At 70.8% G+C, this 17,118-nt stretch carries 12 protein-coding genes; 4 read left to right on the top strand and 8 right to left on the bottom strand.

Annotated elements, in window-relative coordinates:
• Nucleotides 1-39: 39 nt before the first annotated feature.
• Complete coding sequence (locus tag CcI49_RS19640) at nt 40-2,889, bottom strand: polynucleotide kinase-phosphatase (protein ID WP_076828381.1); 2,850 nt, start codon at nt 2,887-2,889, stop codon at nt 40-42.
• Nucleotides 2,886-4,532: a 3' terminal RNA ribose 2'-O-methyltransferase Hen1 gene (locus tag CcI49_RS19635; protein ID WP_076828378.1), complete on the bottom strand. Its 1,647-nt coding sequence runs from the start codon at nt 4,530-4,532 to the stop codon at nt 2,886-2,888. Before CcI49_RS19635 ends, CcI49_RS19640 begins: the two co-directional genes overlap by 4 nt.
• 364 nt (nt 4,533-4,896) lie before the next feature.
• Between CcI49_RS19635 and CcI49_RS19630 the strand changes: the two genes are divergently transcribed.
• Nucleotides 4,897-5,628, top strand: coding sequence for a TetR/AcrR family transcriptional regulator (locus CcI49_RS19630; RefSeq protein WP_158230786.1), 732 nt, complete (start codon nt 4,897-4,899; stop codon nt 5,626-5,628).
• 57 nt (nt 5,629-5,685) lie between these two features.
• Here CcI49_RS19630 and CcI49_RS19625 read toward each other — a convergent pair whose 3' ends face one another.
• From CcI49_RS19625 to CcI49_RS19600, 6 genes are all read right to left on the bottom strand, one after another.
• The gene (locus CcI49_RS19625; protein ID WP_076828601.1) at nt 5,686-6,468 is read right to left on the bottom strand and encodes a glucose 1-dehydrogenase; all 783 of its coding nucleotides are present in this window, start codon (nt 6,466-6,468) and stop codon (nt 5,686-5,688) included.
• Nucleotides 6,469-6,514: 46 nt separating this feature from the next.
• Nucleotides 6,515-7,774 carry a cytochrome P450 gene (locus tag CcI49_RS19620; RefSeq protein WP_076828376.1) on the bottom strand — a complete coding sequence of 420 codons (1,260 nt, stop codon included), beginning with the start codon at nt 7,772-7,774 and terminating at the stop codon, nt 6,515-6,517.
• Nucleotides 7,775-7,796: 22 nt separating this feature from the next.
• The gene (locus CcI49_RS19615) at nt 7,797-9,179 is read right to left on the bottom strand and encodes an acyl-CoA reductase (protein WP_076828374.1); all 1,383 of its coding nucleotides are present in this window, start codon (nt 9,177-9,179) and stop codon (nt 7,797-7,799) included.
• Nucleotides 9,176-10,513, bottom strand: a complete 1,338-nt coding sequence (locus CcI49_RS19610; protein ID WP_076828372.1) for a hypothetical protein — start codon at nt 10,511-10,513, stop codon at nt 9,176-9,178. Before CcI49_RS19610 ends, CcI49_RS19615 begins: the two co-directional genes overlap by 4 nt.
• 13 nt (nt 10,514-10,526) lie before the next feature.
• Nucleotides 10,527-11,195, bottom strand: a complete 669-nt coding sequence (locus CcI49_RS19605) for a hypothetical protein (protein ID WP_131831136.1) — start codon at nt 11,193-11,195, stop codon at nt 10,527-10,529.
• 100 nt (nt 11,196-11,295) lie between these two features.
• On the bottom strand, nt 11,296-11,991 hold the full coding sequence (locus CcI49_RS19600) for a hypothetical protein (protein WP_076828368.1): 696 nt from the start codon (nt 11,989-11,991) through the stop codon (nt 11,296-11,298).
• 514 nt (nt 11,992-12,505) lie between these two features.
• Between CcI49_RS19600 and CcI49_RS19595 the strand changes: the two genes are divergently transcribed.
• The 3 genes from CcI49_RS19595 (at nt 12,506) to CcI49_RS19585 (ending at nt 17,108) form a co-directional block, all read left to right on the top strand.
• Nucleotides 12,506-13,981, top strand: a complete 1,476-nt coding sequence (locus CcI49_RS19595; protein WP_076828599.1) for an aldehyde dehydrogenase family protein — start codon at nt 12,506-12,508, stop codon at nt 13,979-13,981.
• 49 nt (nt 13,982-14,030) lie between these two features.
• Complete coding sequence (locus CcI49_RS19590; RefSeq protein WP_076828366.1) at nt 14,031-15,143, top strand: ABC transporter substrate-binding protein; 1,113 nt, start codon at nt 14,031-14,033, stop codon at nt 15,141-15,143.
• Between the two features lie 729 nt (nt 15,144-15,872).
• On the top strand, nt 15,873-17,108 hold the full coding sequence (locus CcI49_RS19585) for an ABC transporter substrate-binding protein (RefSeq protein WP_076828364.1): 1,236 nt from the start codon (nt 15,873-15,875) through the stop codon (nt 17,106-17,108).
• Nucleotides 17,109-17,118 lie beyond the last annotated feature (10 nt).

Below are 17,118 nucleotides of genomic sequence, written 5' to 3'. Positions count from 1 at the left end.
GCCCGGGGTCAGGAAAACGCAACAACGCCTTCCTCACGCCTACAGCCGCGGGTCGACCGGCTCGGACTCCAGGGCCAGCACCGCGAACACACATTCGTGGACCCGCCACAACGGCTCCCCGGCCGCGGTCCGTTCGAGTGCCTCCAAGCCCAGCGCGTACTCGCGGAACGCCAGGGAGCGTTTGCGGCCCAGCCCCCGCTCGCGCAGCCGGTCCAGGTGCACCGCCTCGGTGTAGTCGCCGCCGTAGATGATGCGCAGGTACTCCCGGCCCCGCACCTTCACGCCGGCCAGGGCCAGCCCTCGTTTCCCCCGCGCCAGGCCCGCGAACGGCTTGACCACCATGCCCTCGCCGCCGGCGGCGGTCAGCTCCTCCCACCACCGTGTTCCGGCGGCCACCGACTCCGGGTCGGCCGGGTCGACCCGGATCCGAGCGGTGGTGGCCAGCAGGTCCGGATCGGCGGCGGCGAGGCGGTCCGCCACCGCCAGATGCCACAGGTTGTCCCGGTCCAGGTAGGTCGTCGCGGTCTGCCCGTCCCCGGCGTGGGCTCCCACGCCCGCGGCCGGACCCGCGTGGCTGGTCGGCGGGGCTCCCCCGGCTGCCAGCAGCATGAACGGCGCGAACCGCAGGCCGGCCAGGCCGTCGACGGGCCAGCAGTACGGCTGGTACGCCGCCGTGAACGCGTCCGCGTTGGCCGCCCGGCCGCGGGTGCGTTCCAGCAGGTCCGCGACGTCGACACCGCGACCGACGGCCCGGGCCAGGGCGTCGACGGCGACCGGGAGGACAGCGCGGGCCGCCGCGCCGGTGGCCGCGTACTGGCGCCGGATCAGGGCGTGGGCCTTGGCGCTCCACGGCATGATCTCCCCGTCGAACACCGCCCAGCCGGCCGCCAGCTCGTCCCACAGGCCACTGGTGGTCATCGCCGCCCGGAGCCGGGCCAGCAGCGCCTCGGTCAGGTCCGGGGCGAGGAACGGCCGGCCGGTCCGGGTGTAGACCGCGCCGGTGACCCCGTCGGGCGCGCCGAATCGCCCGCGGGCGGTGGCGGCATCCCGGCAGACGACGACCACGGCCCGCGAACCCATGTGCTTCTGCTCGCACAGAAGATCCTCGACACCGTCCGCACGGTAGGCCTCGAAGGCCTCCACCGGATGTTCGAGCAGGCCCGGCAGGGTCGTGGTCGGCGGCGGGCTCATCGTCGGCGGAAGGTAGACGAGCCAGCGCGGGTCGACGGCGAAGCGGCTCATCACCTCCAGCGCCGCGAGCGCGTTCTGCTCCTCGATCCGCACGCGGCCGCCGTGGCGCGTCTCGACGAACCGGCGGCCGAGGACGTCGTTGACGTGAAGCGTGTCAGGGCGCGCCGTCGGGCCGGTGGTGCCGTCGCCCGAGGCGCCGGTGTCGATGATCAGCGTGGCCGCACCGGTGCCGGAGGCCCCGACAGCGGGCGGGTCGACGGCGCCGTCGCCGACGGACGCCGGTGCTTCCTCGGGCCGCGTCGCAGGTCCCTCCGCCGGTCGCTCGGCGGGCTGTTCCGCGGGGTGCTCCGCGGGGTCCTCCGCCAGCGGGCGTCGCGGCTCGAAGTACTCGCGGGCCGCCGGCACGGACACCAGTTCCCGCTCCGGGTAGCGCAGCGCGGTGAGACGTCCACCGAACACACACCCGGTGTCGAGGCACAGGGTGTTGTTCTCCCACCGCGGCTCGGGGACGGGGGTGTGGCCGTAGAGCACCATCGCCTTCCCCCGGTAGTCGCGGGCCCACGGGTAGCGCACCGGCAGCCCGTACTCGTCGCTCTCGCCGGTGGTGTCCCCGTAGAGCGCGAACGACCGCACCCGGCCGGAGGCCCGGCCCTGGTATGCCTCCTTCAGCCCGGCGTGCGCGACGACGAGACGTCCGCCGTCGAGGACGAGATGCGAGACCAGCCCGTCGCAGAACCGTTCGACCTCGGTACGGAACTCGGGTGTCTCCCGGCCGAGCTGCGCCAGTGACTCGGCGAGACCGTGCCCGATCCGCACCTGCCGGCCGCGCAGGGCACGGACGAGCTTGTTCTCGTGGTTGCCCGGCACCGCGAACGCCTCACCGGCGGCGACCATGCCCATCGCCAGCCGCAGCACCCCGGGCGTGTCGGGTCCACGGTCCACCAGGTCGCCGAGGAAGATGACGCGCCGGCCTTCCGAGTGGGTACCGCCGACCGCGCGGCCCTCGTCGTCGCGGCGCAGCTGGTAGCCCAGCCGGGTCAGCAACGCCTCCAGCTCGTCGCGGCAGCCGTGCACGTCACCGATCACGTCGAACGGGCCGGTGAGCTCGCGGCGGTCGTTGAGCAGCGGGGTGTACTCGATCGTCGCGGCGGCGATCTCCGCCTCGGAGCGCAGGACGTGCACGCGACGGAAGCCCTCGCGGGCCAGCCCGCGCAGGGACCGGCGCAGCTCGCCGTGCTGGCGGCGGACGACGTGCGCGCCGAAGGCCCGGTCCGGTCGGTCCGCGTTGCGCGCGACGCAGACCGACTCCGGCACGTCGAGCACGATGGCGACGGGCAGCACGTCGTGCGCTCTGGCCAGCTCCACCAGGCGGGCGCGCGACGTCCGCTGCACGTTGGTCGCGTCCACGACGGTCAGGCGCCCGGCGGTGAGCCGGCGGGCGGCGATGAAGTTCAGGACGTCGAACGCGTCCGCCGTCGCGGACTGGTCGTTCTCGTCGTCGGCGACGAGACCACGGCAGAAGTCCGACGACAGCACCTGGGTCGGCAGGAAGTGCCGGCGCGCGAACGTCGACTTGCCGGAGCCGGTCACCCCCACCAGCACGACGAGACTCGGGTTGGGAATCGCCAGCGGCTCGATCGGCGTCTCTATCGGCGTCTCGTTCAGCGGCTCGGACGGGAGCTGGCTCGCCTCGCTCATCGGTTCACCTCCCGCGCCGGCGCCGCCAGCTCCAGGACCGCGAGCTGGGTCGGCTGGCCGACCTCGGGGTCGTCGGCACCGATGCCGCCGATCCTGGCGCGGTACGGGTAGCCGGCCACGAGGTCGTCGATCCAGGCGGTGAACTCGGCGCGGGTCCACTCGAAGCGATGGTCCCGATGCCGCAGATCGCCGGGGGGCAGTCCCTCGTAGCGCACGTTGTACTCCCGGTTCGGGGTGGTGATGAGAAGGGTCCCGGGCCGCGCATGCCCGAGCAGGACGTCGGCGAGCACCGGCAGCCGGGGCGGGTCGACGTGCTCGACCACCTCGGAGAGCACGATCGCGTCCAGCCCGGTGAGGCGGTCGTCCCGGTACACCAGCGAGGAGACGACCAGGCGGACCCGTTCGCGGTCGCGGTCGGACATCTGCTCGACGTGCAGTCTGCGGGCGGTGAGCTCGAGCGCGCGGTGGGAGACGTCGACCGCGACGATCTCGGTGAAGGCCCGGTCGGCGACCAGACGGGCCACCAGCCGGCCGGCACCGCAGCCGACGTCGGCGACGCGGCGCGCGCCGGCCGCCCGCAGCTCGGCCAGGATCGCGCGGCGCCGCTGCTCCGCCAGAGTCAGCGCCGGCGCCGGCGCCGGCGCGTCGCCGCTGTTCACCGCGTCGGTGCCGGACCCGGCCGCCGCGCTCAGCCCCTGTCTCAACCCCGGGCTCAGGCCCGGTTCCGCCGTCTCGACCGGGCCAGCTTCCGCTTCCGCCGCCGGTTCCGGGTTCCCGGTGCCGTCGGGTTCCGCGTCCACGGCCGGATCTGGTTCCGTCGCGTCGGAGGTGAGCCGTCCCGGTTCGAAGCCGTCGGGGATGCCCTCGGCGGTGAGGTCCTCAGCCACGGACAGCTGCGTCAGCGCCGCCGTCGCCAGGCCGGAGCGGTGGGCGAGGTAGCGGCGTGCGATCAGCCGCTGCTCCGGGTGGCCGGGCAGCCAGCGGGCACCTTCACGGACGAGCTTGTCGATCTCGTCCCGGCCGACGTGGTAGTGCTTGGCGTCGTCGAGCACGGGCAGGAGGACGTAGATCTGGGTGAGGGCGTCCGCCAGCAGGGCGGTGCCGGTCAGCGTGACGTCGTGATGCGGCGCGTCGCCCCAGTCCGGGAAGTTCGGGTCGAGCGGTAGCGGGGTCGCCTCGACCTGCCAGCCCAGCGGTTCGAACAGCCGCCGGACGAGGTCGGCGCCGCCACCGCGGCACGGCAGCGACGGAAGCCGGATGCCCAGCGGCAGCGGCGTCGTGACCAGCTCCGGCCGGGCCCGGCAGCGGCCTGCCATCGCCGTCGAGAAGACGGCCGCCATCGCGACCGCGAGCAGGCTGGACGCCGCGTACGGCCGATCGTCCACGTAGTGCGCGCCGGCGGTGTCCCGGCCGCCGCCGGCCTGCCCCCGACGGCCGGCGGATCGCGAGCCTCCCCGCACCAGTCCCACCGGGTCGACCTCCAGCAGCAGTGCCGCGGTGCAGCGCGCGTCGGTCGCCTCGGGATAGAAGACGTGCGCCTGACCGGCCGCCGTGTCGAAGCGATGAACCCGGTCGGGGTGCTTGTGCAGCAGGAAGCCCAGATCGGTCGCTGGCTGGTAGGTCGTCGACACCGTCAGGAACATGGCGAGGATTCTGGCGGATCGGACAGTCGGCGTCGCGTGAGTATTCCGCCGGAGTGCTGTGCGACGCGGTCTCGGTCAGTGGGAGCGGCGCTGCGGGCTCGTGGACCGGGTCCCGGTGCGGTGTCGTGGGATGGTGGGGTGCGGTCACGCGTCCGACCGGCGTCCGCTACGTACGATGAACCGAGCAAGCGAAGCCGTGGCAGGAGAGGGAAGTGCCAAAGGGACGTTCGACCGGCCGACCCGGTTGGCCTCGCGCCGACGGTGAGTGGATTCGCCGCGAGTGCTCCAGCGGCCGAGAGAATCCGTTTCGGCGCGCGGGTTCACCGGCCACGGACCCACGAGGGCGATGCATGGGACTGTCCGCATGAATCGCGAGCCGGTCGGGGTCGGCAGGCGGTCGGCGGGCCGTGCGCAGGCCAGCACCATGCCCAGGAACGAGGATGCCGCCGTGACGCTGCCGCCCTCGGCGGAGAGCCCCAAGGCCACCCGGCGTCGTCGTGGTGAGCCGCGGCGCCTGCTCCTCGCGGCCGCCCGGGAGCTGTTCTCGACGCAGGGCTACGCGGTTATCAGCACCCGTGAGATAGCAGAGCACGCTGGGGTGTCGGAGACTCTCCTGTTCCGGCACTTCGGGTCGAAGGCGGGCCTGTTCCGGGAAGCGCTCGCCCTGCCGTTCGTCGAGTTCATCCAGGACTTCAGCCACCGGTGGCGCTCCGGTGAGATGGACGCCCTCGACGACGAGTCCTTCGCGCGTCAGCTCAACGGCGGCCTGTACGACCTGTTCCGGCAGAACCGGAGCCTGGTCCTGATGCTGTGGGCCGACAACCTGCCCCGGGACGACGAGTGGGCGAGCATCGGCATGGCCGAGATCGACAAGGCGATGCGCGAGCTCGTCAAGATCGGTAGTGAGGAGACGATCCGCCGGCAGGGCAAGGCGATGCCTCGTCACGACCTGGCGACCCGGGCGACGCTCGCCATGGTCGCCGGTATGGCTGTTTTCGGGGAGTCGTTCTACGGGAAGCGCAGGCCGTCACGGCGGGCGATCGTCGAGGAGCTCACCCAGACCTCGATGCACGGCCGGCTGCACCGCAACGCATGAAGGGTCGTGGCGGCCACCCGTCGGACAGGTGGCCGCCACGACCCTCATCTACCACGCCTACTTCGTGAGGTATCCGCCGTCGACGGGCAGGAGGATGCCGGTGACGTTCGTCGACAGGTCGCAGGCCAGGTAGAGCGCGGCCCGCGCGCAGTCCTCCGGGGTGATGATCTCGCCGATCGGGTGCAGTGACCGCAGCACCTCGGCTTCGGCCTCGTCGGGTGGGCGGAACTCCTCGCCCTCGGCGAACGCGAGGTTGGTCCAGATACCCCCGGGGCAGATGGCGTTGACACGGATCTTGTGCGGCGCGACCTCCGCCGCCAGCGCCCGGGTGAGCTGGTTGACGAGCCCCTTGGTGGCACCGTAGACGACACCACCCCAGGAGATCATGCCGGCGATGGAGCCAGTGTTGACGATGACGCCGCCGCCGCCCTGCTCCTTGAACTGGCGCACGGCCTCCTTGCAGCCGTTGAACACACCCCGGCCGTTGACCGCGACAAGGTGGTCGAAGTCCTTGACCGTGTGATCCTCGATGGTCATGCCGGAGCGGGGGGAGGCGATGCCCGCGTTGTTCACCATGACATCGAGGCGGCCGTAGGTCGCGACGGCGGTGGCGACCACGGCGGCGACCTGGTCGGGATCGGCCACGTCGCAGGCGGCGGGGATGGCGGTGCCGCCTGCCGCTGCGATGACTGCCGAGGCCCCTTCGGCCCGCTCGCGCTGCAGGTCGACGCAGACGACGTTGGCGCCTTCCTGGGCGAACAGCGCTGCGATGGCCCGGCCGATGCCGGCCCCGGCGCCGGTGACGACGACCGTCCGGCCTGCGAGCAACGTCATGCCCATCCTCCTGCTGCGACTTCCCGAACCTGCCGCCGAGCCGGTCGCGACCTCATGCGTCCGCCGCCGCACTCGCCGTCTCGTCGGCGGGCGCGATCTCCTCGTCGATGACGATCAGCACCGTGTGCGGACCCTGCAGCATCGCCGTGGGAACCGCGTCGTAGTGCTCCGGATCCACCAGGTGGTATCTGGCGACCCGCGCGGTGAAGGCCCGCATGGCGGCCCGCATCTCCATGCGGGCGAGGCCCGCGCCGGGGCAGATGTGCGGACCCGAGCCGAAGGCGAGGTGCGACCTGTCCGCCCGGTCGAGACGGAACTCGTTCGGGTTCTCGTGCTTGCTCTCGTCCCGGTTCGCCGAGCCGATGCACATGAACACCTTCTGCCCGGCCTCCACCTGCCGGCCGTCCAGCTCCATCGGGTCGGAGCAGGTGCGCACCATCCACTGCGCGGGCGCGTCGATCCGCAGCGCCTCCTCGATGGCCGCGTCGATCAGCGCCGGATCGCGGCGCAGTTCCGCGTAGGCCTCGGGGTCCAGGCCCAGCCGGTAGATCAGGCTGCCCAGGGTGTTACGCGTGGTGTCACTGCCGGCGCCGATCATGAACATGATCTGAGCCCTGATGTTGCGGGGGGTAAGAGTCTCGCCCTCCACCTCGGTGACCAGGAAACGGGTCAGCGCGTCGTTGGGCCACTCGTCGCGGGGCACCGCCAGCCGCTCGTCGATACGCGCCTGGACGTAGCCGCTGAGCGAGCCCGAGCTGTCGGAGATGGAGATGCTCCTCCCCGTCGCCGCCGCCTCCTGGAACCGCCTGCCGCTCTCCCGGATCCAGCCGTAGTAGGCCATCGAGTCCTCTTCCGGGAACCCGAACAGCCGGGCCATGGCGGCCGGCGGGATCGGCTCGGCGATGTGGGCGGCGAAGTCGACACCGGCCGCGCCCGTCTCGCGGGCCTCGGCGAGCATCTGCTCCACCAGCTTCGTGCTCAGGTCCCGCAGGTACGGCTCGATCTTCTGGCTGCGGTGGACCGCGACGACCGAGTTGATGATCCGGCGGACCTTGCCGTGCCGCGGCTCGACGAGCGCCGCGATGTTCTTGTCCTCTTCGGGAATGTTGTCCGCGCCCGCGCTGCCCGAGAAGTTCTCGACGCTGCGCAGGCCGAGGTCGACCGACGCGTGGGACACGGCCGCGAGCACGCCGTTCAGGCCGGGGAAGGGCACGACACCACCGGTGTCGCGCAGCTCCCGGAACGCGGCGGCCCGCTCCTCCGGATCCACGGCCAGCGGCGTGAGGCCAGCCCCGACGGTCTTCTCGGACACAAGTCCCTCCCGGACTGGAAGATCAGCAGTCATCGACGAGCCATTTCACGAACCGCGCGAGCGGGTAGAAACCGTCATGCGGCAGCCCGGCGGCGACGTCCACAACCTCGCCCAGCGGAACGAGGCGTTGCATGCCCCGGGAGGCGAGCCGGTCCCGCAGCGCCTCGGCCCGGGCCGCCGGGTAGATCCCGATGGTCTGCGTCGCGACGTTCACCTGGTCGAGCGCGGCGTCGAGTGAGGGAACCCGTACGACGTTGACCGTCTTGCCACTCGGATGGAAGTCCACCGGGTCGTCGGACAGTACGACGAGGCCGCTGCCGTCCTCGGCGCCGAAGACCTCGTAGTCCGGCGACATCGTGCGCAGCACCTCGACCTCGGCCCGGATGTCCGCGGGCAGGTTGGGGACGACGGCGTCGGCGTAGGTCCGCTCGGTGGCCAGCGCCCTGGCGAGGTCGGCGCACCAGGCGGCGAGGCCGCCGTCCGCGTCGTCCTCGGCGTAGATGAACCGGCTGGCGGCGCAGACCTCCTGGTTGAACAGGCTGGTGTCCTCCGCCGCGGCGGCGGCCGAGGAGTGCCGCACCTCCTCGGAGCCGAGTGCCTCCCGGCCGAGCAGCGAGATCGAGACCTTGGGGTCGAACGACACCAGCTCGAAGCCGGGGGCGACGTAGCCGATGGCGTTGCGGATGGCGGCGTCACCGCCCCAGGCAACCAGTCGGTCGAAGTACTGGGCGCGGAACAGCGCGCTCTCGACCGTGGCGTCGCCGCCCCGCCAGTACACACAGGAGAACGATCGGGTCACCGGGTGGCCGGGATCGACATCCGCCAGGGTCCGCAGGACGGCACTGCCGGTGAACAGGTCGTTCGACGGCAGTTTCAGCAGGTGCACCCCCTTGCAGAGGGCGCCGCGGACCACCGTGGCGGCGGTGACCCCCGGGGTGTTCCCGGCGAGGACGTGGACGAGCCGGGGCGGGAACGCCCGCACCCGGCGGACGCGGCCCTGGAGGTCGACGACCTCCTTCCAGCCGTCCAGCGCCTCCCGGCCGATCTCCTGATCGACCTGGAACCACGCCGTCTTCGGGTCGAAGAGATGCTTCAGGTCCCGATAGGTCCGTTCGAGGATGCGGGGGCCCAGCGAGCTGCACGCCACGCTCTGCTCGAGCGCGTACTGCAGGTACGGGTTGGTGTCGAGGTCGAGGCGGTCACCGACGGCGGCGAGGAAGTCGATGATCTCGGCGACCGGCAGGTCGAACGCCGGGCCCGGCTCCGCCCGCGGCCACACCAGCGCGTCGAGATCGAGCGCCGGTGTCCTGAAGTCGGGGAAGTCGACCGTGCCGGCGTCCCCGCCGGGGACCAGGGTCCGCCCCCGGACGACGTGCGGAACGTCGAGCCGCGCAACGTCGGTCATGATGCCATCACTCCACGTACATAGGCGTCGACCGTGCCGGCGCAGGTGAGCTTGTCGTCTCCGCCCTCGGCCAGGCTGTAGCGGACGATGCTGCCGGGGACGACGCTGAGGTTCGGGGTCGTCAGATCCACCGTCACGCGGTCGCCGGTGACGACGCCGCCCCACCGGCCTTCCACCGCGAGGTCCAGGAAGGCGAACCGGCCGGTCACCGACTCCCCCTCCAGGGGCAGCACGGTCGTCCCGCTGTCGTCGAGGATCAGCGGGATCACCCACGGCGCCGGCCGGTACCGGCCCGCGACCTCGTAGGCGGCCGCGGACAGCTCCGACATCCCGTAGCCGCTCTGCACGTTCGCCCGCGGGATGCCGAAGAACTCGAGGATCTGGGTCTCGTAGTCGGGCGGCAGGTCCGTGCCCTTGGTTCCGCCGCCACCGGTGACGATCGTCTCCGGGTGGAACTCACCGGGTCGCACGCCGCGGGCCCGCGCCCGTTCGACGATCGTCCAGTACTGCGCCCAGAACCCACCGATGATCATCGATTCCCTGCGGTGCGCGATGAGCCTGTCGATCAGGGCGTCGAGCCGTTCGGCCGCCAGGCGCTGGTTCGCCGCCGCGCTCCGCTCCAGCTCCGCGATCTCGTTCGGCAGGGCGGTGCCCGCCGCGATCCGCTTTCGCAGGTCCGCCGCCCGCTGCTGATCGGACGCCTGCAGCGGCTCCTCGCTGAGGAAGAACCTGGCGTCCGGCCGTCCGAACTCCTCCGCGATGGTGCGGAAGTGCAGCGCGGACCGGTGCGGGCCGTACCTGGGCCCGAGGACGAACACCGCGCGGTCCTGCTTCGGCACGATGCCCCGCTGCTCGCCGAAGGCCGCCACCAGCGACCGCAGCGCCAGGTCGCTGTCCGCGCGGGTCGAGGGCAGGAACGAGCTCTTGCCGGTGGTACCGCTGCTGACGAGCACCACACAGCCCGCGGCATGAAGCCGGCCGAGCCAGCCCTCCTGATCGGTCACGCCCGCGACGTCGACGTCGGTGAGCCTCCGCGACGAGAGCGTGTCGAGCCAGCGGGTCAGCAGCGGCCACCGGCCCCGGTTGACGAAGGACTTCGGGTACGACTTGTAGGACGAGTGCGCGAAGAGCAGCGGCACCAGGTCCTGGAACGAGCTGATCCGGTCGATACCGAGCTCGTCCGCGAGCTTTCCCAGCACGGGGATACGCTCGCGCTGCACGGCGAGCCGCTCGCCCGCCGCCTCGAGCCACAGCGGTTCGAGCTCGGCGCGGGGCAGCTCGTGGAAGCGCGGGTCGGCGACATGGCCKAGCAGCTCCTCGTGGGCTGCAGTCACTGCTCCACCCTCCTCATGCCAGCGGGGACCACGACGTGGTCCGCAACATCCGACTTGTCAGGCACGCGCCCTCGGGCAGCGCGGGTGTGACTGATCCGGACCAGTCGCCCCAGCCGTGGTCCGCACCGAAGGCCGCCGTCCACTGCTCCCGCGGTGCCACCCGGTAGAGGACGCGCAGCGACCCGTCCGCGCCGAGCGCGGGCGTGAACGCGGCGACGCAGCTCAGAACGTCGTCACCGCCGGTATCTCCGGCGTGGGCAGGCACCGGTGACTCAAGCAGGTCGACTCCCCGGACCGTGTCCTCGCGCAGGACCACCACCTCGCGCTCGGGACCGGCGGCGCCGGGCACCTCGTCGAGGTCGATCGCGCCGAGCGGGGACCAGTCGGTCTGCACGAGCAGCGAGCTCGTCGACCCGTACCGCATGGCGTCGACCCGGGCGCTCCAGTCCGCGAGATCGCCACGGCGCAACCGGTGGACCAGCCGCTCCCAGGCGGCACCGTCCGGCACCGCGGTGACAGTAATGATCTTGTATGCCTCGCCCGCGCCATGGGTGGCATGCAGGTACCAGAGCAACCTGGCCCCGTCCTCGGCGACGGCGGGCCCGTACTCGTCACGGACCGCGTCCTCGAAGTCGAACTCCCGCTCGCCGATCACGGCGTGGACGTCGTGTAGGAACAGCACCGGATTCATCCCCCGCAGTCAGGCTGGCTGGGTAGCTGCAACGTGCGCGTCAGGTCGCCGCGCCGGGCCGGCGCCGCGGTGGCACCAGCCCGGCCGCGGCTCAGGCCGTCGGCGACCACGGCAGCGTCCGCACCAGCCGTGACGTCCAGGTGTCGCGCAGCTTCAGCGAATCGTGCAGCCAGCTGCCGGGTTTGATCGATTCACGGGGATTGCCGTGGCTGAGAAGCTGGGTCCCGGCGGCGGGGTTCTGGATCTGGGTGATCATCAGATTCTCGGGGACCTCGCCACCGCCGGCGACGGTCTCGAATCCGCCCCACATGACGAAGTCCGAGTACTCGACGTCGAGCGCCCGCAGGAACACCTGCTCCATGGCGCCCTCGTACGGCCGCTGCATCCCGATGCGAGGCAGGACGAAGTCGTGGATGTACAGGCCATCGGACGGCTCGGCCGGCGTCGCCGGCAGCGTCGCGAGGTCCGGCTCGTAACGGCTGAACTTCAGCGGCGCGAGCACCCTCCTGGTGATTCCTACACGTTCCGCCGCAAGGGCGGCGGCGGCGGCGCGGAGATCACCGGCCCGGGTGCGCTCGCCCAGCTCGACGAGCGTGGGCCCGTCGGCAACGGCGGTCAGCGTCACGATCTCGGGGAGCGTGTGCGAGCCCGGCACGGACCGCACGCACCACACCAGGCGGGTGCCACCCCCGCCTGGTAAGGCCGGCCCCCACATCTCGCGCAGCAGGGTCTCGTACTTCGGCGCCCTGGCGGGCATCAGCGAATGGATCTCGTGGACGAAGAACATCGGTCTCCTACGACGTCGGCCGCACCAGTCCTGCCACGTCTGCCGGCGCACCGGACGGAGTCGGGTAGCAGTCGTGTGCCAGTGAGGACGCCCGCCCAAGAAGGACGCTTGGCCAGCACCAACAAGCTAGTGATCACTACCTTAGCAGGTCAGCGCCCGCTCGTCTCAACTCACCGACGCCGACGGTTCCTCAGGGCCGGAACCGCCATCCAGCCAGCATCAGGTCGCCTCGTGTTGGGTCTGTTCGTGGAGCGGCTGGTCACCCTATATTCGACTTCCGCACCTCGCCCGATTGTCACACTAGTGCAGCGTTCACTACACCATTGAAGCTCCGGCGCCGATCGGAGACCGGTCCGCGCGCGGGCGACGTACCGGAGCCCCGTCGGCTCGACGAGGAGGATGACGTGCCTGATCTCCGCACCAGAACGAGCACCCCGTGGGGGTGGTCGACCGCTTCCGGGCAGCGGACCGGGGCGTTCGCGCGCCACGGCCGCGCGAACGGGCGGTCCGCACGATGACCGAGCAGACGGTGCCCGCCCCCGAGGACCGGCCAGGCTTCCTGGAGCCCGGGCTCGTCCTGGGTGACCGGTTCGTCGCCACGTCCAGCGGCGGCGAGATGGAGCACTACAACCCCGCCACCGGCAGGGTGAACAAGGCGTTCCCGGTCGCCACCGTCGATGAGGTCGACGAGGCCGTGAGCGCCGCGCGGGTGGCGTTCGAGGTATGGCGCCGGTGGACGCCGGATGCCCGCCGCGCCGCGCTGCTGCGGCTGGCCGACATCATGGTCGAGCGCCGCAGGGAGATCGGCACGATCGCGGCGCTGGAGAGCGGCACGATCTACAACGAGTTCGTCGCCACGTACACGGCCGACTGGTTCCGGTACTACGCCGGCTGGGCCGACAAGCTCACCGGCGAGAGCATCAACCCGTACCCGTTCCGGGGCCTGGACTTCACCGTCCCCGAGCCGGTGGGGGTGGTCGCCCTGTTCGTCGCCTCGAACGGGCCGATCGGGTTCTTCGGCATGGCCGGCGCGCCAGCACTGGCCGCCGGCTGCACCCTGGTGGTCAAGCCACCGGAGCTGGGCCCGTTCTCCTCGGTCTCGTTCGCCCGCTGGTGCCTGGAGGCGGGCATCCCCCCGGGCGTCGTCAACATCGTGGGCGGCGGCCCCGAGGTCAGCCAGGCGCTGGTGCGGCACCCGGGCATCGACAAGGTGAGCTTCACCGGCAGCACGGAGACCGGGCGCCGGCTGCAGGAGGCTGCCGCGCAGAACGTCAAGCCGTTGGTGATGGAGCTCGGCGGCAAGTCGGCGAACATCGTCTTCGCGGACGCGGACCTCGACGCCGTGCTTCCCGGCGCCGCCCGGTTCACCAACAGCGCCGGGCAGGGATGCTCGATGCCGACCCGCCTGCTCGTCCAGCGCGCCTTGTACGACCGGGCCATCGAGGAGGTCGCCCGGATCGCGAGCGGCGTCGTCGCCGGCGACCCGTTCACCCCCGGGGTGACCATGGGCCCGGTCATCAGCGAGGGCTCCGTACGCCGCATCACCGGCCTCGTCAGCGACGCCAAGGAGAGTGGCGCGGCCCGCGTCCACCTGGGCGGCGGGCGCATCGGTGGTGAGCTCGCGAACGGCTACTTCGTCGAGCCGACGCTGCTCGTCGACGTCGACAACGCGGCACCCATCGCGCAGACCGAGCTCTTCGGCCCGGTGCTGTGCGTCATCCCGTTCGACGACGAGGACGAGGCGGTCGCGTTGGCGAACGCCACCAGCTTCGGCCTGGTGGCCTACGCCCACACCCAGGACATGCGGCGCGCCCGCCGTCTCATCGACTCGCTACGGGCCGGCAGCGTGCACATCAACTCCTCCGGCCCCGGACCGGTCTCACCGGCCTCGCCGTTCGGCGGGGTGAAGGACAGCGGTTACGGCCGCCAGGGCAGCCGGCTCGGTATCGAGGAGTTCCTCTCCTACAAGAACGTGTACCTGAACATCTGACCCGGTCGCCAGCCAGGACGTTCCGACCGCCAGACCAAAGGAAGACGACGTGGTCAACAGCCGCATCGCCGAGCCGATCAGGATCGGCTGGCTGCTCGACACCCGGTTCCCGGACGTGATGGAGCTGGACACCCGCAGTGACCTGCGGGAACCGTTCGAGCTGGTATTCAACGACGCCTATGCGCAGGGTGTCCTCGACCGCCCGGTCCAGGTGATCTTCAAGGAGGTCGACGGCCTGCCGCGCGGATCGGTCAAGGCGGTCATCGACGCGTACGGCGAGCTGTGCGACGAGGGCTGTCTCGCCGTGTTCGGGCCGCACGTGTCCGAGAACATCCTGCCGGTCAAGGAGGCGATCGAGGAACGGTTCCGGGTTCCGTCGATCGGCCTGTACGGCTCCGACGAGGGTCTCGGGGAGTGGACGTTCGCGCTGCCCAACGGGTCGATGACCGACGAGCCGATCATCTGGGCCGAGCTGATGCGCCGCGGCGGCCACGAGCGGGTCGGGGTGCTCGTCGAGCGGTCCCAGACCGGCGCGGAGCACCTCGCCGGCTTCCGCAAAGCCTGCCGGGACGAGGGGTTGCAGATCGTCGCCGAGGAGTCGATCGCCCAGGTCGGCCGGGACGTCACCGACCAGGTGACCCGGATCCGCGACGCGGGCGCGACCACGCTCGCGCTCTGCGGCTTCGGGATGGGCCTGTGGGGCGTCAACGCCGCGCTGCGCAAGCTCGACTGGGACCCGCCCCGCTATACCGGCACCGCACTCGAGGACGCCTACGCGGTGCCGGATCTGTGGGAGCCGGTGCTGGGCTGGATCGGTCTCGAGCAGTACGACGAGGCGAACAAGGTCGGCCAGAAGTTCCTGGACCGGTTCGAGGAGGTCTACGGCCGCCGGCCGGAGTACTTCGCGCCGGTGGTCGTCCGGGACGCCGCGGTCTGCTTCCTGGACGCGCTGGTCAACGCCCGGCCACTGTCGCCGCGGGGGGTCAAGGAGGCACTGGAGCGGGTCAAGATGCTCCCCGCCGCCTCCGGCTCGCCGGGCACCCGGCTCTCCTTCGGGAAGTGGACCCGCCGGGGCTGGATGGGCGCCGGTTACCTGGTGGCCCGCCGGCTCGACCCCGACGGGAAGACCTCGCACTTCGTCGCCCGATATGGCGATGAATGACCGGATCCACCCTCGAGAAATGTCCTTGACGAGTCCATACGCCGACCAGGCACAAGACCCGAGCCTCAGGGGAAGGCGCTCGCTCTGACCGTGGAGGACGGCACCCGCGTGGTCGCTGGAGCGCCGCTGGCCCACGCCTGGGTCGACCTGGTCCTGTTCGTCCTGGGATAAGCCGACCGGGAGGCCGGCCGGATCCCCCGCGGGGCGGTCGCCTTCCAGCCGTGTCGGCAGCCCGGCCAGCGCACCGAGCGTCGCGATGCCCCCCGGGACGATGAGCGTCACACGGCCGAGCCCGGCTCGGGCCGCACCTGCACCCGCACCCCCAACCTGGCCATCAAGTGAAGCATGCACTGTCCTGATAGAGCAGTGGACGCTAGTATGTGTGCCCCGGCAGGGCTGCACCGCCAAGATTTGCGGCAGCGCGAAGCCGATCCATCTCGCCCGGCTGTCACATACGGACAGTCACCGCATCCTGATCACCTCTCGCCGATCAAACTGGCAATTTTTCCGTTTTCAGCGGTTTCTAGCGCTGCTCCCTCCACGAGCGACCATCGGAAACCGATACCGTAGGTCACTTTACATGTCAATCCAAACGGCAATCGGACGACTACCCTCCGATCGCGCGATGTCGAATCTTGCAGGTCGCCGCATCTTGACGATCCTCCACAAGTCGACTTACAAGTTCAGTGCTCACACCACTAATGGTCATCAACACCGAGGGAAGATCGCATGCGCAGACGTAGTCGGCTCTGGGGCTTAGGCCTCGCCACAAGCCTCGCGGCCGCCGTCCTGGCGGGCTGTGGAGGATCCGGCTCAGGCGGGTCGGGGTCCTGGAGTGCTCGCGGCATCGAGGGCAGGACCATCAAGGTCGGCGGACTCGTCGAGCAACGCGCCTTCGGCGGCGCCGACGACGGGTTCAAGGCACGGATCGAGCGCGCCAACTCGACGAAGGAGCTGGGCGACTACACGATCGACTACCTGGGCTCCACCGACCCGGGCCAGAGCGCCGTCGACAAGGCGCTGGCGACCACCCAGAGCCTCATCGACCGGGACGACGTGTACGCGGTCGCACCGGTTCTCACGACCAGTTTCCAGCAGTCTGTCGCGAACTACGCCGTGGGCAAGAAGGTGCCCTACTTCGGGGGCGGCTTCACTCCTGCGTTCTGTACCCCGAACCAGTACGGCTTCAGCACCATCGGCTGCTACATCAGCGCGGACTACGGCTCCACCACGCCGGTGGAGGGCGTCGCGAAGGCATTGGGCAAGAAGCCGGACCAGATCCGGTGGGCTGTCGTCTCACTCGCCCAGCCCGACGGCCAGAAGCTCGCCGACAACTACCGCAAGCTGATCGAGACCATCAACGGCAAGGTCGTGTACAGCGAGGCGACTGTCCCGCCCGGCGGCGGCGGCGACCTGCAGCCGTTCGTCAGCGCGGTGATGGATTCGAAGCCGGACGCCGTCTGGCTTCTCCTCGGCAGCGAGGTCCTCGGTTTCTCGTCGGCGATGAAGGCCGCCGGGTATACGGGGGCGTTGGTCAACTCGTCGTTCTACCTGCCCGGAACGCTTCAGAAGGTCCCGACGGTGGCGGCGGCGCTCGAGGGCGCGATCGTGTCCACGAACACGCCGGTCCTGGAGTCCAACAGCGCGTTCGTCCAGCAGTTGGACAAGGACTACAAGGCTATCGGGAAGTCCGCGGACGAGGTCACCTTCGGCGGACTGAGCGGTTACCAGGCCGCCGACATGATGATCGCGATGATGAAGAAGGTCGCACCGAACTTCGGCGATCTGGTTTCGACGATCAGCAAGGGCTTCAAGTACGAGCCCGAGAAGGACGCCAGCCCGGTGTCGTGGCCGGAAGCGTTCGACGGCAGCGTCGGGTGCAACACCGTACTGCGCGTCGAGAAGGGCATATACAAGATCGTGGCGCCTTACTCCTGCACTGGCAAGAAGGTCGAGTTCGGCTGACAGACCAGCT

Source organism: Frankia sp. CcI49, assembly GCF_001983215.1.
Classification (GTDB): domain Bacteria; phylum Actinomycetota; class Actinomycetes; order Frankiales; family Frankiaceae; genus Parafrankia; species Parafrankia irregularis.
The sequence above is the reverse complement of the archived record's forward strand: the minus strand, read 5'-3'. Positions and strand labels throughout refer to the sequence as shown.